Consider the following 25,342-nt stretch of genomic DNA (forward strand, 5'->3'; position numbering starts at 1 on the left):
TCTAAAACGCTCCTTCTCGTTCCTGGAAATTAGTTGGTTTATCAATGGTCACGCCCCCGACTTCTACCCAATTCGATACCCACTCCACCATTTGGCTTAATGTGACTTTTGGGTACCCAAGAAGTTTGTGGGCTTTAGAGGCGTTACTTAATAGAGCATTATTGTTTTCTTCGTTGATAAAGATCGGTTCTTTTCCGAACCTTCTTCCAAACTGCTCAGCAAGCCACCTTACTGAAATTGTTTCTGGTCCTGTCACATTCAAGACTACAGGCGGTAAATCAACCAAATTCAAACTTCGGGTAGCCATTTCATTAGCATCTCCCTGCCAGATCACGTTTACATGCCCGGTGGTGAGATCGATCGGTTTATCTTCAAAAACATTCCGGGCAACCTCTAACAGCACCCCGTACCTTAAATCGATTGCATAATTTAAACGAAAATGGAGCATTTTGATGTCATATAAACGGGCAAAATATTCAAAAATACGCTCTCTTCCTAAGCAAGATTGTGCATATTCACCAATTGGTGCAGGTTTGGTCGATTCGTCAACTCCACTTTTGGATACTTCCGTAAATGGGTATACATTTCCAGATGAAAATGTAACAATCCTGGAGTTTCTGAATTTCTCCGCTACCATTCCTGGGAGAAAAGTATTCATTGCCCAGGCGAATGATTCATTTCCATTCGTTCCGAATTTATATCCCGCCATAAAAATGATATTTTTCGTTTCCGGTAGAGTCAGTAACTGTTCTTTGTCTAATAGATCCATAGATATGGTTTCGACTCCGGATGATTCTAAGTCTGTACGTACATTTTTGGAAGAAAAACGGGAAACGCCAATGACTCTCTTATCTAATCCACCTGCATCAATTGCTCTTTTAGCCATTTTTGCAAGGGTGGGACCCATTTTCCCTCCCACTCCAAGTATCATGATATCTCCATCAATGTGTTCCAAATCATTTATCAAGCGCTTGGAAGGATTAGTCAATTTTTCTTCTAATTCTTGGATCGTCTGCATATTAAACACCTGCTCTCTCTATAATCATTCTATTTTTCAACTCCTGAAATTCAGTATGACCACTTCATATTCTCGAAGGTACGGTAGATTCAAATAGACCCGCTCCTCATTTTGGTGGAATGTAAGTTGTTCGTTCATTCTCAATGCTTTTACCGACTCGATTTTTTCGATAAGCTCCAATTCGATCTGGATATCAGAAATAGGGACGACTTCTGTTATCGGTCTAGTCATTGATCCCGTATAATTGACCAGGTGGAGAATAATACGTCTATCCTGTTTTCTCATGGCTGTATGTATTGATTCCAATGTAAAAGGAGTCTTTATATTCAATGGGACATCCACGAGGGATCGTACTGCATTATCAATCAGCTTACGATATTCCGGAAGCGCATAGGATTCATAAAACTTCCCTATGTTTCCTGTAAAATATAGACTTTCGCCTTTCCCAAATGTATTTTTTAAAATGAAAGGATAATCTGTTCGTCCCGGCAGTTCACAGTACCTTGACTGTTGATGCTCCCTATAGTTCATGACCGATGCCGTTTTCCCATCCGATATGACATTCATCCCTAATGATGAAGCTGGAATATGTGATTGATCGATTCCATCTGTCAGATCCTTATCCCCATTTATTTCAATGTGGTCATATTTACAATGCCGTATGCTGACTGCTTGTTCTATACCAAAAATCTCCCCAAGTAACGGCCGATCCCTTTTTTCTCCATCATCATCATATAGGGAGGTGTCAAAGGTAGAGATGACCTTTCCACCTTGAGCGACATACTTTTTAATAAGCTCCGCCTGCTTCTCACTCATGACACTTATATTTGGCAGGATGATCAACTCATAACGTTGGAAGGCACCGCTTTCGATCGATTCATCATCAATGACATCAAATTGGATCCTGCTTCTTGATAACGCATCGTACCATCCCATAAAGGAACCACGAGCATCACCTTTTTCCGGATTGGATAATTTATCCTGTCCTGCTGTAAAATCTGTCTCCTCTGCAGATGATTGATACTCATTCGCAGTCGCAAAGGACCAAACCAATGCGATTGAAGCCATTGATTTTGTATTCATATAGTATTTTTCATTTTCTGATAGAAACTGATTGATCTCTTTTACAGTGCCCATCCGCTTGTCTTGATTATTATCGTTATAGACGCCATACCATGTATTTGCACCATGTGAAACCGCCATTGCATGAGCAAGCCACGTTTCGGCAGGAGAAAGCAAATAACGAGACCAGGGTGCCAATCGCCCAGCAATCGCAACACAATAGGGCTTGCCATTTGTTTGTGTTTCGAGCAATTGAGCAGTTGCTGCAGGTTTCCAAACAGGGGTTCTGCGAAGGTCATCCCCCAAAAACCCCCCTTCTGCCAGTAACATATCTTGATGGTGGACCGTAAGTCGGTTGTCACGACTACAGAATTTGGTCGGTACAAGCTGTGGGCTATTCATATAAATCATTGTGTCAGGAGAAATATCCTTTAACGTTTTGTTTGCCTCTTTCATGAAGAGTGCAATCGACTCGCGTTTATATGTAAACAGATCCCTCCTTTGTGTTTTATTCGCTTTCTCCCAATCTGGAAGGCCATATCCATAATTAGAAAGGAACGACATCTTACACGCCTTGCAATAACATCCTTCTACCCTGAAGAATGGTCCATCAAGAAAAATTCCCTTTATTGAATATTTTGCGAGATTACGGATTGTCGAAAATGCATATTCCCTGAATGAGGAATTGATGCATGAATATCCACCTGATCCGTAGGCACTTTGGATCCTGTTCCCGTTACGATCCCGCTGCTGCCAATCCGGGTACAACTTTGCCAATGACTCGGCAAGCCAGTGCACATTGAAATAAACGACCGGATAAATTCCGAGTGATTCATACGATTCAGATATTTTCCCCAGAATATCTTTCCGTTCCTGGACAGCACAATCAGAATGATAGTAGGTTATACCGGATTCTCCTTCTGTAATATCATGTACTTCAACATGCTCGGCATTAAAGCCCAATTCTTTCCTGATATTGAACTGCTCATCCAAATCCAAAGATTCATATTTTTCCGGTTCAGGAGGAATAAAGTCAACGATCCTAAGGGGTTTATCTTTCCATAGGGCAATTTTATTCATCTTATATCTCCTAACCTTTTATTGATCCTTGCAAGCCGCTGACAAAATGGCGTTGCATCAATATATAAAAAATTATGATCGGTACCAGTGAAATGACGACGCCAGCAGCCATGGTCTTCACATCGGTTCCAAATGTACCAGACAGATAAGCTAATCCGAGAGCTATTGGAAACAGGCTTTCATCTTTTAAGATGATCAATGGCCACATAAACGAATTCCACACAGAGATGAATGAAAAAACACTAAGGGCAGCTAACGTAGGTTTAGTCAATGGCAGAATCACACTCCACCAAACCCTGAATGGACCACAACCGTCAATTATCGCAGCCTCCTCTATTTCCTTCGGGATGGTAAGATAGGCTTGACGCATCAGGAATATGGAAAATCCACCGATCAATCCAGGTACGATCAACCCCCACCACGAATCCACCATACCCAGCTTTTCAACGATGATGAACAATGGAACGAGTTTACCCTCTTCGGGAAGAAACATTGTAGCGATAATTGCATAGAAGATAAATGTCCTACCCGGAAAATTCATTCTGGCTAGTGGATAGGCTGTAAGAGCTGTCAAAAAAATATGAGAGGGGACCATGATGAGCAATAGTAAAAAAGAATTCAACAGGTACCTCGGAAATGGAATAGCTGTCCACGCTTCAATAAAATGGTCGAATACAGCCGGCTTCGGAATAAAACTTGGCGGAAAACCGAAAACGTCCTGAGCATTGGACTTGAGAGCTGTAGATAACAACCATAAAAAAGGGCCGATGAAAATAAGCGATACCGAAATCAACAGTACATATAAAAAAACGTTTTTGCCGATTTTTCTCCATTTGTACAATTGTTTGTCGTTCATTGCACCGAGTGCCCCCCTCTCGAGATTTTGTAATTTATAATCGTAAGAATCATCAGGATCACCCATAGGACTATGCCCATTGCAGTTGCATATCCCATATCAAGCTGCACAAAAGCTTTTTGATAGATATACAGAGGAAGTGACATTGTACTATCCAGCGGTCCTCCACCTGTCATGATATAAATACTTGTGAACATTTGGACTGTCCCGAGCGTAGCCATTACAAGTGTTACAGCAAACACAGGTCGTAATTGAGGTAAATAGACATGCCACAAAATCCTGAGCGGAGATGCTCCATCTATCCTTGCCGCTTCAATCAACTCCTTCGAAACTGCCTGAAGGCCAGCAAGGTAAATCAGCATGTAGAACCCCATCGCTTTCCAGGCTTCGAGGATTGATACAGCTGGGATAGCCGTTTTTGTATTCAATAACCAATTTGTTTCGGCATTAATTCCGATGCCATTCAAGAAGGCATTCACCAATCCAGACGGATGGTATAAATATTTCCACATGATCGCGACAGCTACCATAGCCGTAACTACCGGCAGGTAATAAATCAGTCTAAAAAAATTGATCCCTTTGATCTTTCTATTAACGAGAATAGCTAAAAATAATGGAAGAATAACTACCATTGGAACAGTAATGAGAAAATACTTCATTGAATTTCCTAATGCCTTCCAAAATTTATCATCCTGCATCATCGTTTTATAGTTTTCCATTCCTACCCATTCGGCTGGTGCAAGAATGTGGTATTCAGTAAAGGAATAATAGAAAGCATTCAAAGTCGGAAGATACTCAAAGGTAGAGAGAAGCACTATTGCAGGGAGTAAAAAAATATATGGAATAAAATTGAATTTCTTCTTTCTCCTCTTTTTTGCCACGACTACACTTTGACGGATGGATGTTTCTACTTGGTTTAAAGCCACTCTATCGACTCCTTTCTAAGAACCTGGAAAAAAGAAGTGCAGCGGATTGGATTTTTATAGATCCGCTGCGTTGATCCTTGCTTCTATTTAGAAAGTTCCTGGTTCCAGTGTTCTACAGCTGTATCAAGTGCTTCTTTTGCAGTTTTTTCACCTAAGAGGGCTGCTCGGATTTGTTCAAGGTAGAAATCTTTCAGTTCTTGTTCTTTTTCAATGCCCAGTGAATTGATTGTAAGATTCGGAGATATCTCAACCATTATTTTCCTTGCTTCATCATGAATGTTTTTAACCTCAAAATCAGTAAAGAATGAATCTTCTAAGGTTTCTTCTGTTGAAGGAAAGATTGCAACCAACTTAGTGAACTCCAACTGATTTTTAGCGTTCGTCACGTAAAGGGCGAATTTCGCTGCCTCTTCAGGATGTTCTGATTTCTTAGGGACGACGAATGTCTGGATACCAGCTAAAGCCACTTTGCCTTCACTACCTGTCACAGGTTTAAAAACTTTCAGTTTAGGAAGGACACTTGGAGCGTTCTTTTCAATTCCTACCAATGTAGACGCAAGCTTCTGTCCGACATGGGCTTGCTGTCCATTTTCAAATGTTTGCTGAAGCTGGCGATCATCTTCTGAAACCGCACCTGACGCAACAGCACCGTTTTTGTATCCCTCTACAAACATTTCAACAAATTCTACGTGTTCTTTTGAGTTGAAAACCGCCTCCGAACCTTCATCATTTAATATCGGAAGCCCTTGTCCAACTAGCACTTCCATAGTCGGCAGGTCATTTGAACCGTAAACCTTCGGCAGTTTCTCGTGGATCTTTTTCCCATTCTCCAATATTTCTTTCCATGTTTGTGGCGGGTTGTCAGGATCAAGCCCTGCTTGTTCGTATACCTCTGTATTCAACATTCCGACTGCAGGTCCACCATGATACCATGGGATTCCCAGTAGTTCATTGTTGAAAGTCAGACCTTCAATCAATCCATCGATATATGGATCCAATTCTTTTTCATCGACGAGGGAATTGATTGGGTTCAGTACGCCATAACTTTTTATTAAAGAGATATCCATACTGGCAAGGTTGACAACATCAGGGACTTCTTTACTTTGTAGTGCAGTAATGAACTTTTTCGAAGCATCAGCACCAGGCACATCCACCCATTTGATCTTTACGTTAGGATTTTCTTTTTCATAGTCGTCCACGATACCTTGGATATAATCTCCAAAATTTTTCTTAAGATTGATTGTCCAAAATTCCAGCTCAATATTTTCATCCTTTTCTGCAGATAAATCTTCCTGTGGTGAACAAGCGAGTAGCGGTAGGAAACAGAGTAAAATGACTAATGACAAACTCACGATTTTTGTACGACCCATTAAAAATACCTCCCTATTTTTAATATTCTGAAAATTAAATATGTAAATACTTTTATTAAGTTACATTATATGGTCCTGGCTATTTAAAGACAAGTCTTTTTAATGTCTTTAAATAGCCTGATAATATACTAGAAAACATTCGGCGAAGCAATCCTTGTATACTTTACTTCTTTCCCAACGCCTTTCTTTAAGCCGGGTTCATAATAAAGCCTTTCTACTTCAAGTTCATCAATTCTTTCACTACGACCACTTAAATAATCACCGATCCTTTGTTGAGTCGTATCAATCCTTGCAAGGAGACCACCATATCGGATGTCTAAAATTTCCCACCCGAATGGTTTGTTATAAGCCATCCACTGGGATCTGTGGAGATTCCTCAATTTATCTACTGCATCGTGTAAAAGCTGTAATTCTATTTCAGACGTTTCCGCCAGCTCATCTTTCATATTATTACTATATCTTTCTACTAGTTTTAATCCTATTTCACTTTTTACACTTAGTATGGAACATAATGTTGCAGAGAATTCATATAGTGTGCCCCATGTTGACTCTTTTTCCAAATAAGGTTTTAATTCCTGATATATGGTTTGGTAGTGCTTATTGAAGTCCAGATTTTGTATTTGTTTATCAAATAAACCTAAGAGCGGATCCTGCCATAATAAATATTTCGTCGGGCTATCAGGGATCAGTTTATGCCAATCTGCAGCCGGATGCATGTCCATTTTCCCGATCGTCAAAAACGCTTCATAACGGCCTCCTGTACAAAATTCAAACCGATTCTTCAATTTCTCCTGATCGACTTCATTTGAATATCCATGTTCTGCGAAAAGCTGCAATCCCAAAAGGCCATAATAATAATTGCTTTCTGCTCCATCATCTCCCCAAAGGGTTGCGAAAACTTCCTTGACCCCTTCTTTTTTGCAAGCATTCAGAGCGGCATTTGTCGTAATAAATGTTTTCTCATGATGAATCGTCGGCCCATGCCACGTCCATATCCCACCTGCAAAAACAGGTTTTGATCCAAAATCCGCATGCATCCTGATAAAATTTCTATAAAAATCCTCTGATTCGTTATAGTAATCCCAATATACAAGTTGAACACCTTCAGGGATGTCCTGCAAAACCTCTTTCGGAACTTGAATATCCAGATCGTAATAGGCATTGGATTCTGACCATACACGGAAATACATGTCACTCCAAACCATCGGCTTCAACCTAAGTTTATCGGTTATCTCCTTTACTTTTTCAAGATGCTCTGTCATCAAAGTAAACCGGTCTTCTTTTCCAATCTGGTCTAAAAAGTTCCCTCTGCCCAAACCATGCGCTTCATCCATTCCGATATGAATCCTATCGGTTCTGAATGGATGTGTCGATGCTGCAATCATTTTTTCAATGAAATCATACGTTTCCTTGTTTCTGACTAATAAAACGTCTGAAGTATCTTGTATGCATGATGTGTGGGGCCACCTTAAATAGGAGGACAAATGTGCAAGTGTTTGTATACATGGAATGACTTCTATCCCGAAACTATTCCCGTAATCATCTATTTCCTTCAGCTCGGAATCTGTATATCTTCCTCTCATATAACCGAAGTAAGGATCCGATTCAATCGTATATGTGTCTTCCGTATACAACATCATCATGTTGAACCCCATCAATGCCATATACCTCATGAATGACTTTACTGTTCCAGGCTTAAGGACAGCATTTCTTGAACAATCAAACATGGCACCGATTGTAGTAAATTGTGGTTCTTCTTCAATTTTAAATGAACTCTGTTTTTCAGCGGATTGCAGAAAAAGCCCCAGGGCTCTAAAAAAATGGACCTTGTCATGATATTTGATCGTACCTTGGTTATTTTCCAGGCTAACTTCAATGATGTTTTCAGACGTCTTTTCGACTTTTACAGGAATACCCTTTCCATCTACTCTAAAATGGCGTTGAGATTCCAGTTCTGACAAACCATCTTTCAGTTCATCAGGCAACCCTTGCAGATTTAAAATCATCTTATCTCTCCTTACCTTCAAAGATAGGATTGCACAACTTTTTTAATTGCTTCTGCCGTATAAACAATCCCTTTTTCATCACCCAATAGAACGGTCTGGGTAATCCATACTACCTGGCGATCGCCCATTTGCTCTGCAATTGGACAATGAAACTCCGGTTCTTTTCCCGTCCATTCTTGGATAGACCTGATGATAGAATCATACTTATTGATTGCAGTATAGCCTGTCGAAGATGGTATTCCCTGTTCACTGAGCATCTTTACGAATTGGGATTTGTCTACACGTTCTGACAGTGCCTTTTCTAAATAAAACATGAAAAAATGGTAACCGTTACGCGTCACCCGAGGATCCGTTTTAAATAGCTGGATCCCTTCCACGGGACTGAGAAGTTCAGTTAAAAGTTTTGCATTTCGGTTCCGTAATTCGATTTGATCTTCCAACCGGGTCATCTGCCCTAATAAAATTGCGGCTTGAAACTCGGTGATTCTTAAATTCCACCCTATCTCATCGTGTTGATACCATGACCCATCACGTACACGCCCCACATTGGCTAGCGACCATGCTTTATCTGCTAATCGTTTATTGTTGGTAAGGATGATCCCCCCTTCTCCAGAAGTCAGGTTTTTACTGGATTGAAAGCTGAACGTTCCTAAATCACCAATCGCCCCTACACCTTCTCCTTTCCATTGGGCTCCCACCGCTTGGGCTGCATCTTCAATCAAAACGAGGTTATTTTGTTCAGCTATTCCTTTTAAACGGTCTAGATTTGCTGGTGTTCCGCCTATGTGCACAGCAACAATAGCCTTGGTTTTAGAGGTGATGGCTTGTTCAACTTTTTCCGGGTCAATCAATAAAGATTCCTCTTCCACATCCACAAATACTGGAATCGCGCCAAAAAGGAGTGCAGATGTGGCAGTTGCTATGAAGGTATATGGAGGCATGATGACTTCGTCGAAGGGTTTAACACCAGCTGCTTGAAGAGCAACTGTGATGGCAAGTGTTCCGTTTACTACTGTGACACCATGATCAGCATCTTGAAACCTGGCAAACTTATCCTCAAATTCAGGTATTTTGTGTTGGTAGTCTTTGAGGTTCGATCCACCAGAACCTCCCCACTTGCCCGAATTCAACACTTCATTCAAATAGGTCGATTCCAATGCTCCACTTAACGGCCAGGTAGGATAACGTGGGTTTCCGACATTTCTTCCCTTTTCATCGAGTCTTTTCATATGGTCTCCTTTCAGTTCAATTTGCTTTGATCTTCGCCAACTGATAATGATTGGCTACCTTTTGTATACCTTTAATAATATCCTGTATATCTTCAGCAGTATAAAATTCACTGACAGGAATCCTTATTGAAGTGGTGAGGATTTTTTCCGCAGCAGGGCAAGATCCTTTTTCATATGTCACATCGGATAGTTCAAAAGGAAAATGACTATTCAAATAGGCTTGTTTCTTTTGGAATAAATCATTTAAATAAACGACTTCAGGGATATATCCGGATGCCGCCGGTATACCCTCAGCCCTTAATGCTTCAGCGAATTCATCCCTTGAACAAGAGAAGCTCTCCTTATCAATCTGGAACATATAGAACCAATAGGTACAAGTATCGTCTTCTTCCACTTTATGAGGATGTAGGCCCTTCAACCCTTTGATCCCATTTGTGATTTCATCTCCATATTCCGTTCTTTTCGCACATATGTGTTGGAGTTTTTTCAACTGTGCAATTCCGACAGCTCCTTGCAGTTCTGTCATCCGATAGTTAGGTGCAAGATAGGTTAAATCTTTTTGGACATTCTTCCCGAATCGTTGATAGTTTTTATCTGCAAAAGCGTGAGTAATTTTAAAATCTTCTTCATCACCTGAATTAATGACGACAATACCTCCATCGCCTGTAGATAAATGTTTGAAATCGTTGGTGCTGAAGCATCCATAATCACCTATCGTACCAACAAGCCTACCTTTATAACGGGCAAGGTAACTTTGCGCACAATCTTCGATCACTTTCAAATTATATTGTTTTGCGATTTTCATGATTGGATCCATGTCAGCTGGATTACCAGCTAAATGCACAACAAGAATCGCTTTTGTACGATGTGTGATTCTTTCTTCAATTGATTCTGGATCCATATTGTAAGAATAGGGATCAAGATCCGCAAATACAGGTATAGCATTTTGGTAGAGGATACCGATCAATGTTCCCTGATCTGTGATCGGGCTAGTGATCACCTCATCACCGACTGTGATACCAGCTGCTCCCAATGCAACATGGATGGCAGCTGTACCTGAAGAAGCAGCAACGCTATACTTTACACCATAGAGATCATTGAAATCACTCAAAAACTTCTTCACTTTATTTCCACTATGGTAAAACAGTGTGTTCTGTTCCAGTGCTTCGAGTAACTCTCTACTTTCTTCCAGACCAAATCGTTTGCCAGTTCCAAAAGGAATTTCTTTTACTTTTTTACCGCCGTGCAAAGCCAGCTTACTCATTAAAATCGCCCCTTTTTACAATTTATCACCAAGTTCGATCAAGTACTTTCCATTAATCACATGCTTTTCACAAGGCAGACCATAACGATTGACCATTTTATTTCCGTTGACGTTTTCTTTGCTAGAAACCGGGATTAGGATGACTGCATTTTCAACGGCATTCGCAACTTTGATGGACCCGTCAGGATTCAATCCGATAATCTTCATTTCAAGCCTTTCTCTCACCCATCTGTTGATTTGTTCTCCTGTCCAAAATATGAATCCCATTTTTCTAGCTTCTTGTGTGACAAATTTAACTGCTTGTCGTACGGATTGCTGTCTATAAATATGAATTTGATGAAATAAAAAATGCGCTACCCCCCGGACCATTTTGACATTCTGGAGAAATGGTTTGACAATGCTGTTATCTGCTAAGCGATCCAGATCGACATCCTGTGTCAAAAAACTGATTTCAACGACATCATAAAAACGGTTATTCTGATCAGTCCATGAAACTGGAAAATAAGGGTGGCATGTACCGAAAAGGAATCCTATATTGCCCTTTTTACTTGGTCCTCTCGTCTGGTCTGATAGTATGCCATGCTTTTCACACCAATCAAACAGCTCGCCCCATTTTTCGAACCTTGTATAATGGTTTTTATTTGAGAAAACTTCTGACTTTCCAGTGACCTGTTTCAACCAGCTTAATTGGCGTGAAAATTCAGCTTCGCTCCAATAGCCGTCATCAGTTTCCAATGCATTATAATGGAATGCCAGTTCATGACCTTCGTCTTCGATTTTTTGATAGATTTTCTCGGAATAACCTGGTTCCATCATGCACCATGTCGTTTTCAGACCACATTCTTTCAAGACTTCAAGTGTCATTTCTGCGGATTCATCCTGATTGATATCACTATCATGTGAGATCATAGCCACTTGATCTATTCCTTCAGGCCAATAATCTATAATCGGTAATGTTTTTTCTTTTTGCAATGCAGTCCGAAGCAATTGTGCTATTAAAATTTCCTTCCATAGATCTGCATAAGGATACGCAAAATATTTTTCACCCGTTTCGGTGATACTCCGATCCCACTCCCAGTCCAATTCAAAACCATCCTCCGCTTTCAGCAACTGATCATCTATATTCGCTGTGCCATCAGGAGCCGGCACACCATCTTCCATTACGGGCTTCGTACCTTGCTGAAACCCTACCACAGAGCCGATAATATCAACTGCCCACCGATGGACTTCCCCTTTTCCGTATGTAAATATTTGGTAAACAGCACCGGCTTTTTCACCTATCGGTGTATTTGAACGAAGAATCCCCCTTTCTTCCCTGATTTCCACCTTATCCGACAGTCCTTCCAAGGTGATCGCTTTCAAAAATCGTAGAGAAACACGATTATCTTCATTTAATCCTTCAGCATATCCCTTTTTGATTACTTTCGGACGACACCCTAACATTGCTCCAAGTTCTTTCAAACCACCATATGAAATCAATGCTCCACCCTGAAGGATGAATTCAAGGATCCTGTCATTCGAACTTTGTTCAATAGGGTCAACTGGAAGGATTAAAATATCGTATTCATTTGAAATTTCCACATCATTTTCAATCCATGTAAACGGGATCCCCGCATATTCCAAAATATGTTTCAGATATATTTCAAATACATTTTCCCCTGCAGCCCATCTCTTCAACGCGGTGGTCCTATCAAAGTACACTGCTACTTTAGCCAAATTCATGTAAAAAACCCCTTTTACATCATCGTAATTTCACTTTTTTTCCAGTTGTCCTGCTTTCATTTGCGGCTTCAATAAATCGGATGATCTCGATTGTTTCTTCGATATCTATTCTTGGCTCACCTGTTTTGAACATGATCATCACCTGTTCCAATAAGCTTGCATAATGTGGTTTCGTTCCCGATTGCCCTTCTGCAAATACAGTTGATGACTCCATATGGATCAATGCCCCGAATTGATTATTACCTTTTCTGTTTCCCCTGACGGTGCCGATTCTTCCATCATCCCATTCCCCAACAAGAAGGTCATAATCTTCGTTCGTTACCGTTTCAACACTTATACAGCCTTTGCCGAGAATCGTGAAAAGCATTTCGACTGAATGAATTCCATACCAGAATAAACCAGGCTGCTTCTCAACAATGTTCATCGGTCCATACGAGTCTGCTCCTATGATATTTTTGCTTGATTTCAGATTGTTTTGGAGCCCTTCTGCATATCGAAGAGAGGATGTGCTCATGATAGGGATGTCCATATCATGTGCGATATCCCGTATTCTCACTGCCTCTTCATAATCAACTGTAAATGGTTTATCAATGAATACTGGTTTTTTAAATTCCGCTATCCGCTTAAATTGCTCTAAATGGACTCTTCCATCGACCGAAGTCAATAAGATGGCATCAGATATTTCACAAACTTCTTCTATGGAATCCTTGATTTTGACCTGAAATTCGCCTTTTAACTTTTCCGTGATCCCTTCTATCCTTGAATAACTTAAATCAAAATCCGGTGAGCCCCCTGGAAATGCAATTACCACATTTCCTCCGGGCACATGATAAGGGTGCTCTGGATCATTCAGCAATTCCGTGAATGCAGCACAATGAGAAGTATCTAATCCGACCATACCAATTTTTAGTTGGTTACCCATGATTCCCTCCTCCTAACATAATTTTCCGAATATTCATTCTCATTATAAAACTACTACTTAAATAAAGACAAGTCTAAAAAAAGTCTTTTATTAACTTCAGCTATTGGTTATAATTATTACAATTATTAGTAAACGCACGGTGAGGAGTGAGTTTTTTGGATAATAACAGACCAGAATTCGAGTTTGAAAAAGGGATTGCAATCGGTGTGATCGGCCCTCAATTCCTTATTGAAAGGACTGAAGAAGCACTGAAAGGTTTTCCATCCTTTGTCCCCTACTTTCACAAATGTGATGATGAAAGTGACATCTCCTCGATCCCAAAAGGTTTGATGAACAAGGTTGAAGTCCTTCTTTTCCTCGAATATCAATTATTCAGAAAAGCAAAAGAGAAAATGGATTTCATCATACCTTTCCATTATGTGCCATTGATGGGGACAGGTTTATACCGTTCACTTTTCCGTACTAAAACCTTATATGGCCTGAAAACACTGACAGTGGATTCTGTACCAGAGCAGTATGTCAATCAAATCCTCGACGAATTAGAAGAAAAAAATACGAATAAGATTTTCTATGAAGGTACGGCTCTTGATACTGTAAACGGCATAGTTGATTTCCATTCCCGATATTTTGATAATCGGCCAGGTTCCTCTGCAATGACTGGTATACAAGCAGTTTCTGAAAAGCTTGATGAACTAGGCATCCCAAATGAATGGGTCACTCCAACCCATCAGGATTTGATTGTATCCCTTGAACGAGCATTACTTGCCACTAAAACAAGACGTAACAAGGAGGCTCAGATCGTAGTGGGATTAATCAATATAGATGATTTCAGAAAGGTCGCAGATAATTTTCCGACCGAACATGAGGTACAGAAACTGAAACTTGACCTCCACCGGCTGTTGTTGGATTATGTAAAACTTTTAGACGGACATTTAACTAGTTTGGGAGGTGGAGAATACCTTTTCTTCACTACCAGAGGAATATTTGAAAGGGAGACAAGAGGATATAAATTTTTACCGATTCTAAATGATGCCCATAAATCACTTGGTGTTTCATTAAGCTTGGGTATCGGCTTCGGAAGGACGGCAACGGACGCCGGGAATCATGCCCGAATAGCTTTAAGGCAATCAAAAGATTTCGGAGGTAAAACATGTTTTATCGTAAGAGAGGATAGAAGTGTGATAGGCCCTGTTGAAATGTCGAACCCGATGATCTATGACCTTTCAATTACAGACAACAAGCTTCTTAAGGAAGCTGAGAAGGCTGGTATGTCAGCTGCTTACATGAGTAAACTGATGGCTCAAGTCACTCGTTACAAAAAAACGAACTATACTGCACAGGAGCTGTCATCTATTCTTGGGATCACTATCAGGAGTACCCACCGAATCCTTGCCCAGTGGATCGATGCAGGATTGGTGGACGTTGTCGGTGAGGAAAAAATCACTTCGCGAGGGAGGCCGAGACAAATTTATAAGCTTACTTTCGTTGCTGAACATATTGATAAAATCCAAGAAAGAGTGGAATAAAATTCTTTTATCCCACTCTGAATTTGTTTATTTTTTGAGTATCGATCGAACAGCCAACACCATGTAAATCATTATTCAACAAAACATTTCCTTCATCAATGGCAGGGCCTTCACCAACAGGGTCATCTTCCAAGAACATTGGACCATTCAAATCTACAGGTCGATCGATTTCTAGATAATTAAATACATGTGCACTTGCAGTAAGACCCAGGGTAGACTCTGTTAATCCACCGCCAAGTAATCCTAAATTTGCTTCCCTGGCTATTTCACCACATAATTTGGCTCCTGAAAGGCCGCCCATTTTTGTTATCTTTATGACAGCCGTATCACAAGCCTCAAGGCGAATCGCCTGGATAAGGTCTCCAGCAGTCCAAATACTCTCGTCCAGAGCGATCGGTACATACGTCTTTCTTCTTAATTCTGCATGTCCCAAAAGATCATTTGCTTTTAAAGGCTGTTCGAAAACATCTACCCCTAGCTTTTCGAGGCCCTTAGAAACCTTTACTGCTTCAGAAAGGGTATAGCCCTGGTTTGCATCAACACGAAAGAATAGATCAGGTGCCGCTTCCTTCACCGCTTCAACCATTCCCAGATCCTCACCTGCACTGAATCCAATCTTCAAATCAATTCCTTGATAACCATTTTCAAAGGCATAATTGGCTTTTTGGACCGCTTCCTGTATATTTCTGGTACTTATTAAATAAGAAAGTCCTATAGACCGCTTCGGTTTCGAAAACCATAGTTCGGATATCGTTTTTTTCTGATGCTTCCCTATTAAATCATGAAGAGCTGTATCGATACCGGCTTTTGCAATAGGTTGGCCAATTGTTAACCCGTTTTTGATTTCACTATTCATCAACTTGTGTACGTTCTTTATATCTTCTGCGTTTTGTCCAAGCAAAATAGGTTTAAAGTAATGGTTGATTGTTGATACTACCGATTCAATTGTTTCATAACTCCACCGATTACTCGGTCGCGCCTCTCCCCAGCCCTGGCTCCTATCATCCGTTGTGATTTTTATATAAACATGCGGAGCACCTTTCTCGGTATCACCGACAGAACCACCAGAAATCCTAAAGTTCTGCTTCATCGGTAAATTCAAAGGATATACATCTATTTCTGTAATTTTCATTTCAAACTCCTTTCCAACTTAAGGAAGTGTGTTCTTTAAAAGTAAAGTTTTATTGTAATAGCAGTTCAGGATTGTACCGCAATAGATTTCCGATCAAAACCATTCCGTAGGTAGATCCAAATGTATCTCGTGGTCGGTTTAATAGCTGGACGGATATATCCCTGATCTCTTTATCGAACTGGCTAAGAGTTACCCACTCAGAAATTAACACAGAATAATTTTTGCTACCGCTTCCATCAACGAACATACTAACTCGTGGGTCGGAATAATCACCCTGCCAAATAAGCTCTTTAAAAGTTGAAGTGAATTTCATCATATCTTCTTCAGTAAAAACTGTCCCTATCTGATATAAATCTACTGCTAGACCAAGCTCAATATTTGCGTGACTAATATCTTCACTTTTGTATCTAAAGTATCCAAAATCCCATTGTTTCCCTGAATTATCCCAATAATTCCAAACAAAAGCATCACCGTTATCAGTTTCTTTTATGTGTAAACTACTTTTTAAGAAGTTTCCCATTCTTTGAATCTTATCTAAATAAGCTTCCTTTTTAGTTATTCTATAAAGATTTACAAGTGTTCTGCCTGCTGCAGCATATTGATTGTGAGGAATTGTAATCCCTTTTGACGGTTCATTAAATGGGAAATACTCATTAATTTGGGTCATTCTCGCAGTATCATCAAAGGGAAACTTGTAAACTCCCATTTCAATTCCATTATGCTCCCATTCTGCCCAATGTTGTTCCCATTTCGGAACGAAATTTTTTTCTAATATTTTTAGATAGTCCTTTGCTTTTTTGGTGTATTCTTTACTTAGGGTCTTATCTTGATAAACAATATCTATAAATTCGGAAATAGCAGTTAATGCCATCCCTTCATGAACGATATATTCACCATACTGCTTCAAGGAAAGATCGTCGTAATATGTTGCCGCATCCGGGTCATTAGCATCATCATTCGTTAAGTAAATACGTAATTGTAGTCCTGCTATATCAGGGGTTTTAAAGTCTACAGAGTAAGATTGCCACTCATTATTCGTAAAAGAAAATTCCTTAATAGGTTTACCTGTATCCTGGCGTACAATCATAATTTTCCCAAGATCATCAGAATGCTTATTTTTTGCTCTAAACTTAAAGTTATATTGTTTTCCTGGTGTATAGTTCGGAATGATTGTATAGGCTGATACAAAGTTTTCCCCTTCTGAATTTTGAACTAAAGTACTGTATGTTCCACTTGCTTTATCTTCATCCGTTCTATACACAGACCCTTTTCCGCCATACCAGGGATAAGGATACCAACCGTCAGTCATGTATGCACCATTTCTGTCTTTATAATAAATACTATCCTTTTCCATATTTCCATTCATAATTTGATCGATACTATAACCGGAAGTCCACCAACTCTCAAAACCATCACCTTGAAAATCCTCTAATTGAGCAAACATACCATCAACGTCTTCCACAAATCTGTCTAAATACTCTTCATTTTTCGTTGCCCTATAAACACCCAGGTACCCTTTCAATACATAGGATTCATCCCACCCATATACATTTGACGGAGTATATCCCAGCCTAGGTATGGGCCCGACATGCCCAGCTCCATCATATGCCTGACTTTGATCAGCGTCATAATCATTAAACCTTTTTAACCAATCGGTATCCTCTCCTATTGCAGAATTTGAAAAAGTAGAAGAAAAAACAAGCATCAGTACAATCATAGCTACTATAAACCATTTTTTCATTTTTTTCCCTCCGAAAAAAACATTATTTTAAAGAACAGTATAAAAATTCCGAAAATAAAAGACAAGGTCTTTAATAGGACCAAAAACTTAATCAAATCTCTTGTACTAGAACCTAAGATCTAAATTTATTGTAAATAATATAAAGACATATAAAAGACTTGTCTTTTATAAAACTAGTTAGCTATTATAATCCTGAATATAGATTTTGGAATTTTCAGACAAAGGAGGGTGGATCTAGTATTTTTAATACGATAAAAGGAGGATATTGAATTGAAAAAGTTTGGATTAACATTGTTGATATGTATGTTGGCTTTAGGGGTGTTTTCTTCAATACCATCCAAGCAAGTGGATGCTTCGACTGAATCTATCGAACCTGGGAAAATGCTTGCCGATTATGCTGGTACAATTCGAGAAGCAGAGCCAAGAGCCGATGGAATCCACCATGTTGATACGCCAGCAATGATTGAAAAATTAAAAGAATTGAATGTTAACACGTATTATTATTTGATCTGGCATGAAGAGACGGACTGGGATGATTTAAGGTTTGAATTTCTTCCTGCTGCGAAAGAAGCAGGGATCGATGTTGTCGTTTATCTAGTCCCTCCTTCTGAATCGACAGGAGAAAGGAAATCTTACCCCTATACGACCGATTATATCGCTTGGTCAGAAGCCATCGCTAACCTTTCTCTGGAATATTCGAATTTAATTGGTTGGGCCATTGATGATTTTAACCATAACCTCAATACATATACTCCGGAATATATGGCCCAAATGAAAGAAACCTCAGAAGCGATTAACCCAGAGTTGTTTTTCACACCTCAAATGTATACGCAGTCTCTTTCAGAATCCTTTCTTGAAACCCGGGGCGATTATATTGATGGGGTTGTCCTAGCCTTTAGAGATGGGATTTATCGTAACACCCAGGTTTATGAAACAGCACAGCAACAGATTGATGAATCCTATGCACTGCTTAGTGAATACGATCTTCCACTCTACTGGATGATTTATGCTTCTCAGCTATCAAGAACTCCAGCGAATCCATCATCTCATTATGTAAGAGAAGTGGTTCAAATTGCTTTAGAAAACATGCAGAAGGGGAAGATAAATGGGATCATTACCTATGTACTAAAAAAGAATTTCGCTCCGGAGCCGACAGATGATAAGGCATACAATGACGAGGGGTATCTGAACTTCTTCATCGGTCTGGGTGCACCTAGTTCTTCTGGTAATTATACAGAAGCAACACAGGAAGTCAGAATTGATAAAAAGTCAGAGAATTATTCTTTAACCTTTCAAACGATGGACCATGGCCCGAATGTCTATGGCTACCACAAAAAACAACTCCTCGTTGATGGAGAAGTGGTATGGGAACAAGATACTGCTGAAATGGTCTCTGACTTGGTCTGGGATCCTATACATGTCGATCTTACTCCGTACATGTCTGGTAAATCTAAGGTAGATTTGACTTTCCGTTTCTATGAGAATAGAGGAGTAAATAACTACTGGACCTATGTTGGATTCGATGCGTTAGAACCAACAGGTTTCACAGTAGAGAATAGTAATTTTACAGACAGCTCCAGTTGGGAATTTTCATCAAACACAGGTGCTATTATCGGAGAAATACTTCACTATGATGAACAAAGAAGCTTGATAGCTTATCATCATACAAAAGTATCTTACACAACCTATAAACTCTTTCTATCCATCCATAATGCTGACATTGATGAAGAAATCAAACAGATGCTGCTTTCAAAAGCAGAAAAAATCATGGCAGATTACTTCAGTGAACAAATTGAAAAAGCAAGGCAGGGACTGAACAGTTTAGAAATGCAAATAGAATCACAGAAAGGAAAGAAAACTCCTGTTGAGCTGGCCGACAAGTGGACAGCCATGATTCATGAACTTGAAACACTTTATGAATAAACCAAATGATGAATCCCTTCTGTTCAATCAGAGGGGATTTATTTTCTAAATTTGTCGAACCCCCTAAAGCTTTGTATTCACATAATAGATTGTCTTTTCAATATGAGAAGGTGTTCCCGGGGCATCATGTCCTGAAAAGGGGTATATTTCCATACTTTTTTCTGATGTAATGTGATTATATACACCAAAAATCGGCTTTGGGGGACAAATAAGATCTTTAAAAGCAACTGAAACACGGATTTTACTCTTGATGTTTGAAGCATGATTAAGAATATCGAAGTAGCTCAGATTGGTAAGGACTTTCTCCATATATTCTGGATGAAGTTTCATGAATTTTTCTATTTCAACAAGTGATCCTTCCATTTTTTGCTTTATTGTCAGTTCAATATCACACATATTTGGTACTTCTGCTACAACAAGAGCTGGTCGCGAATCCAATGCTGCCACCGCCATCGCTATTCCACCTCCTAAGCTTGAACCCATTAGACATACCGCGTTTGGATCAATCTCACTTTGCTCCATGATAAAATCAACAGCACGTTTACAATCCAACCAAACTTTATAGTAATAGTATTCTTCTTTTACCAACAAGCCTTGAGTTGCCCAGCTACCCGTATTTCCATAAGAGTATTTACTGTCATCACCTGTTTCCCCCATCCCACGGCAATCGACTGTAAGTACCGCATAACCCTGGATCAACCAGGTCATATATTGGGAGATTGACCCTTTACTACCTCCATAACCATGGTAAAAAATTATACATTTTAATTTTTCCTTGGGATCAACTGGTTTGATATAAAAAGCTTTTATAGGTGTTTCATAAGCTCCTTGATAGATTATACGCTCTACCTTGACTTGCTTGATTGGATATTTGATTTCCTCTATCCGTGGTCTTAATGGAATACTGTTGCACCCCGATAGTGCATTATCCCAAAAGCTATTGAAGTCTTCCCTCCGTGTCAATTCAGGACGATAACCTTCATATTCCCTTATAAGTGCATCTATTTCCCTCATAATTGTATTACCACCCTTTTTATCCATCCTTTGTGATTGTTTTAAAATTAGCAACATAGACAACATTTGTCAAAATATTTTCGAAATTTTTACGGTATCTTTCTTTTATTAATTTATAAACATAAATAGACCCTCTAGCGGCGTGCCTCTGAGAGGGTACTGTTTAAGATATTCAGCTGGTAGGCTTTGCGGGGTCTGCCTCGGTCGACTTGTTCTTCACCTTTAATGGTGACCAGTTTTCCTTTTCAAGTAAGCCCGGTTTGCTATTCATAATCACATATGCAAATCTCTCAATGATTCATCTTTCATATCTTTAACCTGATCAGTGTTCAGTTTCCCTGAGCCATTTTTTTGTTCCATTTTATCCGTTAGATTGAATACTTTAAGCGTCTTTTCCAACCAGTTTTCGTCACCCATAGTTTAAACCTCGTTTCCTTGTAACTCCGAAATAGCCCTTACAAGTACATCGACCGCAACAGATAGTACATCCTCTTGATAGTCGAATTCCGAATGGTGATGGCCATTTGCAAGAGGGGTTCCGAAAATTAGGTAGGTCGCTTTTCCGCCACGTTCCTGTACGCGGTTGATCATATAGGCGGCGTCTTCTGAAGCGCCAATTACATCTTTCGGGATGACGTTTTGGATCAGGTCACTCTTCACAGCTACCTGTTCGATAAGCGGGATGAACCATTCATCGCTCGTTGCATCAACCCCGTCACCGACGATTTCGATGGTCGCTTCTACGTCATGGAGTGCGGCACTCGCTTGGATGATCCGTTCAGCCTCTGAAACCATATATTGATTCAGTTCGACGGTCGCCCCTCTTGTCTCAAGCTGTATTTCCGCTTTTTCAGGAATGATGTTGCGCCCACTCCCAGCATGTAGTGTCCCTACATTGACCCGTGTCTTGCCATCTCCGTGACGGGATATTCCGTGCAGATGGATAGATGCTGTGGCTGCTGCAAGGAGGGCATTCTTGCCTTTTTCCGGCGCTTTTCCAGCATGAGCAGAGATCCCTTTGAAGCTGGCATCACATTTGGTAGTGGCTAAAAATCCGCCTGAGGTCGCTGATACGTCGCCAACCGAACGGTCAAAATGGACTCCGATATGGCCGGATAAAAAGAAATCGACCTCGTCCAGCCAACCTTTTTGGACCATGGACTTTGCCCCTCTTGACCCTTCTTCTGCAGGTTGGAAAAGCAGCGTGTAACGGCCTTGAAGCTGCTCGATATGTTCAGCTAAAAACGAAGCGACCCCAAGTCCGATCGCCGTATGGCCGTCATGAGCACATGCGTGCATCTGCCCGGTTCTCGTTGATGCAAAACCGATCCTCGATGGATAGTGTTCATGAGATTCCGATTCTGTGATCGGTAAAGCATCTATATCAAAACGCAAAGCGATATGAGGCCCTTTTTTGCCTGAATCAAGGGTTGCGACCAGGCCGGTATGACCGCCTTCCATCCGTTCTAAAAATGATGAAGGGACACCTTCTGAAAGGGCCCTTTCTTCTTCTTCCTTTAACACATGGGCAGGCGGTACTCCCATTCTGGTATCACTTGAGAGTGCTTCTTTTCCGACATGGATATCTTTAAATCCAAGGCTGGTCAAGGTTTGATGAATTTTGTAGGTCGTCACAAATTCGGTCCATCCAACTTCAGGATATTGGTGAAATTGGCGACGCCATGTAACCAGGTGTTCCTTTTTATGTTCGACGAAACCTTTTATGTTCATAAGCATTTCTCCAATCTCAATAGCGTATCCACAGCAACCTGTGCCATAACCTCAGTCCCGTTGGGAAGTGCTTTTTCGTCTAGCTCAAAATGCGGATCATGAAGCTGTTTCGGGTTTCCATGTTCCGGCATTGTTCCGAGCCAGAAAAATGCTCCTGGGTATTTTAAAAGGAAGCGGCTGAAATCCTCTCCCCCTAAAGAAGGGTTGATGTCAGGGGTTGCTTCATGACCGAGTATCTTTTGAGCGGAAGAACGGACTTGCTTCGCCCATTCTGGCGTATTGACTGTCGCCGGGTAACCTTCGATATAGTCGATGTCCGCTGTGCCTCCCATAGCCTCTGTTCCACTCTTCACGATTTTGTATAAGCGTTGTTTCATCGTTTCACATGTTTGCTTATTAAGCGTCCGGACTGTTCCTTCTATGGTGACCGTATCAGCAATGACGTTATAACGGTAGCCACCTTCGATTTTGCCGATTGTCAGGACCCCCGCTTCTAATGGATCGACGTTTCGGCTGACGACCGTTTGAAGCTGGTTGATGACACTCATGCCCATCGTGATCGCATCACATGTCTGATGCGGCATACTCGCATGTCCCCCGGTTCCATTGAATGTAATGTAAAACCGGTCGGATGCGCCCATCATCACGCCCTCCCTTACCCCGATTTTACCTGCAGGAAGATCAGGCCAGACATGCTGGCCATAAACGACATCAGGTGTGTATTCATCGAAAACCCCGTCATCCATCATCGGCTGCGAGCCTCCAGCCGGGGCATTTTCTTCAGCTGGTTGGAAAACGAGTAAAATCGAACCTGGAATCTCTTTCTTCTTCTTATTCAACAGTTTTCCTGCGCCCAACAGCATGGACGTATGGGCATCGTGTCCACAAGCATGCATGATCCCTTCTTTTTCAGAAGCAAAAGAGGCGTTCGTCTTTTCATTGATCGGCAGTGCGTCAATATCAGCACGGAGGGCGACTACTCCACCTGGCCGTCCTCCTTTTATCACGGCGAGCACCCCTGTTTTCGCATATCCCTTTTTAAAAGGAATCTCGTATTCTTTCAATTTATCTTGTATGAATTGGGATGTTTCAAATTCCTTCGTGCTCAATTCTGGATTTCTATGAAGGTGGCGCCTCATTTCTATGATTTCATTTTTTATACGTTCGCCTTGCCCTTCAAAATTCAGTATGGTCCGTCCCATGTAAAAAACTCCTATTCTTTCTTACTAAAATTTCATATGGATGCCAGGGCCGATCGGTAATCCTAATAGACTCCAGACAACGAAGATGAGTGTCCAGATGATCAGGAAGATGACCGTATATGGCAGCATGACAGAAAACAGTGTACCGAAGCCTGCTTTTTTGTCATAATCCCGCATGAACGCCAGAATCATCGGCACGTATGGGTTCAATGGCGTGATGATATTCGTGGATGAGTCTGCGATACGGAAGGCGAGCTGAGTGAATGCCGGGTTATAATCAAGCAAGGCGAACATCGGGATGAACACCGGCGCCATCAATGCCCATTGAGCTGATCCACTAACAATGAACAGATTCAAGATCGCAGCCAGAAAAATAAAACCGATGATGACTGGTAATCCTGTCAAATTGATGTTCTGCAAGAAGTCCGCTCCGGAAACAGCGATCCAGACACCGATATTCGTCCACTCGAAGTAAGCGATGAACTGAGCTGCTGCAAAGATCAGGATGATGAAGCCAGACATATCTTTCATCGCTTCACCCATGTACCCAGGAACGTCAGATGTCCTCTTGACTTTCCCAACCGTTACGCCGTATGCAGAGGCAATGGCTATGAAGAAGAACAAAATGATCGGGATGATTCCATCCAGAAAGGGTGAAGGGATGAGCCCTCCCTCTTCATTACGCAGCGGTGAACCGGGCAGGAAAACCGCCAGTGCAACCAGACCAAGATAGATTAGAGCAGCGAATCCTGCGTTGCGCAGTCCTCGGGTTTCGATCGGTTTGATTTCCTCTAATTTTTTGTCACTTGCAGAACCTTCATATTTACCCAGTTTCGGTTCTACGATTCTTTCAGTGATCTGAACACCGACAACCATGAGCATGAAGACTGAGAAGCTCATGAAAAACCAGTTGTCAACCGGGGTTACAGTCAATCCGTCTCCAACATTCTTCGCCACTTCCGTTGTTATTCCTGAGAGTAGTGCATCTGTACCAGTGATAAGGACGTTGGCTGTAAATCCGGCCCCTACACCGGCAAACCCTGCTGCAAGACCTGCAATTGGGTGTCTCCCGAGTGTCAGGAAAACCATCGCAGCGATCGGCGGTACAATGATGAAAGCCGCATCTGAAGCAAGGTTTCCCAGAACACCCGTAAAAATGACGGCATACGTCACCAGTTTAGGTGGTGCATTGATGATCGTTTTTTTCATGAACGTTTGGATCAGACCGACTTTTTGGGCAAGCCCAATACCAAGCATCATACCAAGGACTAATCCGAGTGGTTTGAATTCAGTGAAATTCGTCAGCATCGAAGTGAGGATGAAAACAAGGCCTTCACCGGAAAGCAAACTCTTGATCGACACCTGATCCCCTGTACCAGGGTGTTCGAGAGTGACATTGAACATGCTTACGACTGCAGAAAGGACATCATTCCTAGGGCCAAATAGACAAATAGCATAAATGGATGCGGAAGTTTATTCCCCACTACTTCTACCTTGTCCAAAAACTTCAGCATGAAACCCTTTGACGCGGTTTCAGCTTGATTTGGATTCGTATTAGGTGGCTGCAATTGTAATTCCTCCTTATTTTGGACATTCATTGAGAGTGAGAGTCGATTTA

General features: G+C 40.9%; 18 protein-coding genes and 1 pseudogene. 2 read left to right on the plus strand and 17 right to left on the minus strand.

Translation table 11 applies throughout. The annotated features are described in order from the left end of the window. Nucleotide 1 precedes the first annotated feature (1 nt). The 10 genes from L1611_RS17995 to L1611_RS18040 form a co-directional block, all read right to left on the minus strand. Nucleotides 2-1,018, minus strand: coding sequence for an NAD-dependent epimerase/dehydratase family protein (locus tag L1611_RS17995; protein WP_236315101.1), 1,017 nt, complete (start codon nucleotides 1,016-1,018; stop codon nucleotides 2-4). Between the two features lie 36 nt (nucleotides 1,019-1,054). Next, nucleotides 1,055-3,160 carry a beta-galactosidase trimerization domain-containing protein gene (locus L1611_RS18000; RefSeq protein ID WP_236315102.1) on the minus strand — a complete coding sequence of 702 codons (2,106 nt, stop codon included), beginning with the start codon at nucleotides 3,158-3,160 and terminating at the stop codon, nucleotides 1,055-1,057. 10 nt (nucleotides 3,161-3,170) lie between these two features. Next, nucleotides 3,171-4,016 (minus strand): carbohydrate ABC transporter permease, encoded by an 846-nt coding sequence (locus tag L1611_RS18005; protein ID WP_236315103.1) that lies wholly within the window; start codon nucleotides 4,014-4,016, stop codon nucleotides 3,171-3,173. Beyond that, nucleotides 4,013-4,942 carry a carbohydrate ABC transporter permease gene (locus tag L1611_RS18010; protein ID WP_236315104.1) on the minus strand — a complete coding sequence of 310 codons (930 nt, stop codon included), beginning with the start codon at nucleotides 4,940-4,942 and terminating at the stop codon, nucleotides 4,013-4,015. The genes L1611_RS18005 and L1611_RS18010 overlap by 4 nt, the downstream gene beginning before the upstream one ends. An 83-nt stretch (nucleotides 4,943-5,025) precedes the next feature. Next, nucleotides 5,026-6,312, minus strand: a complete 1,287-nt coding sequence (locus L1611_RS18015; protein ID WP_236315105.1) for an ABC transporter substrate-binding protein — start codon at nucleotides 6,310-6,312, stop codon at nucleotides 5,026-5,028. 128 nt (nucleotides 6,313-6,440) lie between these two features. Next, nucleotides 6,441-8,318 carry a beta-N-acetylhexosaminidase gene (locus tag L1611_RS18020; RefSeq protein WP_236315106.1) on the minus strand — a complete coding sequence of 626 codons (1,878 nt, stop codon included), beginning with the start codon at nucleotides 8,316-8,318 and terminating at the stop codon, nucleotides 6,441-6,443. Between the two features lie 17 nt (nucleotides 8,319-8,335). Next, complete coding sequence (locus L1611_RS18025) at nucleotides 8,336-9,547, minus strand: DegT/DnrJ/EryC1/StrS family aminotransferase (protein WP_236315107.1); 1,212 nt, start codon at nucleotides 9,545-9,547, stop codon at nucleotides 8,336-8,338. Nucleotides 9,548-9,563: 16 nt separating this feature from the next. After that, nucleotides 9,564-10,811 (minus strand): DegT/DnrJ/EryC1/StrS family aminotransferase, encoded by a 1,248-nt coding sequence (locus L1611_RS18030; RefSeq protein ID WP_236315108.1) that lies wholly within the window; start codon nucleotides 10,809-10,811, stop codon nucleotides 9,564-9,566. A gap of 15 nt (nucleotides 10,812-10,826) precedes the next feature. Next, nucleotides 10,827-12,533, minus strand: coding sequence for a polysaccharide deacetylase family protein (locus L1611_RS18035; RefSeq protein ID WP_236315109.1), 1,707 nt, complete (start codon nucleotides 12,531-12,533; stop codon nucleotides 10,827-10,829). A gap of 19 nt (nucleotides 12,534-12,552) precedes the next feature. Continuing rightward, nucleotides 12,553-13,455, minus strand: coding sequence for a Gfo/Idh/MocA family protein (locus L1611_RS18040; RefSeq protein ID WP_236315110.1), 903 nt, complete (start codon nucleotides 13,453-13,455; stop codon nucleotides 12,553-12,555). A 155-nt stretch (nucleotides 13,456-13,610) separates the two neighbouring features. Here L1611_RS18040 and L1611_RS18045 point away from each other — a divergent pair, with 155 nt between their 5' ends. After that, nucleotides 13,611-14,981, plus strand: coding sequence for a GTP cyclohydrolase IIa (locus L1611_RS18045; protein WP_236315111.1), 1,371 nt, complete (start codon nucleotides 13,611-13,613; stop codon nucleotides 14,979-14,981). Nucleotides 14,982-14,988: 7 nt separating this feature from the next. Here the strand turns inward: L1611_RS18045 and L1611_RS18050 are convergent, their stop codons facing one another. After that, the gene (locus L1611_RS18050) at nucleotides 14,989-16,113 is read right to left on the minus strand and encodes a mandelate racemase/muconate lactonizing enzyme family protein (RefSeq protein WP_236315112.1); all 1,125 of its coding nucleotides are present in this window, start codon (nucleotides 16,111-16,113) and stop codon (nucleotides 14,989-14,991) included. A gap of 49 nt (nucleotides 16,114-16,162) precedes the next feature. Further along, complete coding sequence (locus L1611_RS18055) at nucleotides 16,163-17,854, minus strand: carbohydrate binding domain-containing protein (RefSeq protein WP_236315113.1); 1,692 nt, start codon at nucleotides 17,852-17,854, stop codon at nucleotides 16,163-16,165. A 270-nt stretch (nucleotides 17,855-18,124) separates the two neighbouring features. Here L1611_RS18055 and L1611_RS18060 point away from each other — a divergent pair, with 270 nt between their 5' ends. Next, nucleotides 18,125-19,777 (plus strand): hypothetical protein, encoded by a 1,653-nt coding sequence (locus L1611_RS18060; protein ID WP_236315114.1) that lies wholly within the window; start codon nucleotides 18,125-18,127, stop codon nucleotides 19,775-19,777. Between the two features lie 63 nt (nucleotides 19,778-19,840). Here the strand turns inward: L1611_RS18060 and L1611_RS18065 are convergent, their stop codons facing one another. The 5 genes and pseudogenes from L1611_RS18065 to L1611_RS18085 all read right to left on the minus strand — a co-directional run bounded on the left by L1611_RS18065 (nucleotide 19,841) and on the right by L1611_RS18085 (nucleotide 25,238). Continuing rightward, the gene (locus L1611_RS18065; RefSeq protein WP_236315115.1) at nucleotides 19,841-20,791 is read right to left on the minus strand and encodes an acetylxylan esterase; all 951 of its coding nucleotides are present in this window, start codon (nucleotides 20,789-20,791) and stop codon (nucleotides 19,841-19,843) included. Nucleotides 20,792-21,064: 273 nt separating this feature from the next. Continuing rightward, a complete protein-coding gene (locus L1611_RS18070) occupies nucleotides 21,065-21,208 on the minus strand; it encodes a hypothetical protein (protein WP_236315116.1) in 144 nt (47 codons plus the stop codon). Between the two features lie 3 nt (nucleotides 21,209-21,211). Continuing rightward, nucleotides 21,212-22,522, minus strand: a complete 1,311-nt coding sequence (locus tag L1611_RS18075; RefSeq protein ID WP_322972577.1) for an amidohydrolase — start codon at nucleotides 22,520-22,522, stop codon at nucleotides 21,212-21,214. Continuing rightward, nucleotides 22,519-23,724, minus strand: a complete 1,206-nt coding sequence (locus tag L1611_RS18080; protein ID WP_236315118.1) for a M20 metallopeptidase family protein — start codon at nucleotides 23,722-23,724, stop codon at nucleotides 22,519-22,521. The genes L1611_RS18075 and L1611_RS18080 overlap by 4 nt, the downstream gene beginning before the upstream one ends. Before the next feature lie 24 nt (nucleotides 23,725-23,748). Further along, nucleotides 23,749-25,238, minus strand: a pseudogene (locus L1611_RS18085) (AbgT family transporter). Nucleotides 25,239-25,342 lie beyond the last annotated feature (104 nt).

The sequence above is a fragment of the Pseudalkalibacillus salsuginis genome (assembly GCF_021646685.1).
In the GTDB taxonomy this organism is placed as follows: Bacteria; Bacillota; Bacilli; order Bacillales; family Fictibacillaceae; genus Pseudalkalibacillus; species Pseudalkalibacillus salsuginis.

Coding starts and splice junctions, on each gene's coding strand:
- L1611_RS17995 (WP_236315101.1), bottom strand. CDS start 1,018: ATGCAGACGATCCAAGAATTAGAAGAAAAATTGACTAATCCTTCCAAG.
- L1611_RS18000 (WP_236315102.1), bottom strand. CDS start 3,160: ATGAATAAAATTGCCCTATGGAAAGATAAACCCCTTAGGATCGTTGAC.
- L1611_RS18005 (WP_236315103.1), bottom strand. CDS start 4,016: ATGAACGACAAACAATTGTACAAATGGAGAAAAATCGGCAAAAACGTT.
- L1611_RS18015 (WP_236315105.1), bottom strand. CDS start 6,312: ATGGGTCGTACAAAAATCGTGAGTTTGTCATTAGTCATTTTACTCTGT.
- L1611_RS18020 (WP_236315106.1), bottom strand. CDS start 8,318: ATGATTTTAAATCTGCAAGGGTTGCCTGATGAACTGAAAGATGGTTTG.
- L1611_RS18025 (WP_236315107.1), bottom strand. CDS start 9,547: ATGAAAAGACTCGATGAAAAGGGAAGAAATGTCGGAAACCCACGTTAT.
- L1611_RS18030 (WP_236315108.1), bottom strand. CDS start 10,811: ATGAGTAAGCTGGCTTTGCACGGCGGTAAAAAAGTAAAAGAAATTCCT.
- L1611_RS18035 (WP_236315109.1), bottom strand. CDS start 12,533: ATGAATTTGGCTAAAGTAGCAGTGTACTTTGATAGGACCACCGCGTTG.
- L1611_RS18040 (WP_236315110.1), bottom strand. CDS start 13,455: ATGGGTAACCAACTAAAAATTGGTATGGTCGGATTAGATACTTCTCAT.
- L1611_RS18050 (WP_236315112.1), bottom strand. CDS start 16,113: ATGAAAATTACAGAAATAGATGTATATCCTTTGAATTTACCGATGAAG.
- L1611_RS18055 (WP_236315113.1), bottom strand. CDS start 17,854: ATGAAAAAATGGTTTATAGTAGCTATGATTGTACTGATGCTTGTTTTT.
- L1611_RS18065 (WP_236315115.1), bottom strand. CDS start 20,791: ATGAGGGAAATAGATGCACTTATAAGGGAATATGAAGGTTATCGTCCT.
- L1611_RS18070 (WP_236315116.1), bottom strand. CDS start 21,208: ATGGGTGACGAAAACTGGTTGGAAAAGACGCTTAAAGTATTCAATCTA.
- L1611_RS18075 (WP_322972577.1), bottom strand. CDS start 22,522: ATGAACATAAAAGGTTTCGTCGAACATAAAAAGGAACACCTGGTTACA.
- L1611_RS18080 (WP_236315118.1), bottom strand. CDS start 23,724: ATGGGACGGACCATACTGAATTTTGAAGGGCAAGGCGAACGTATAAAA.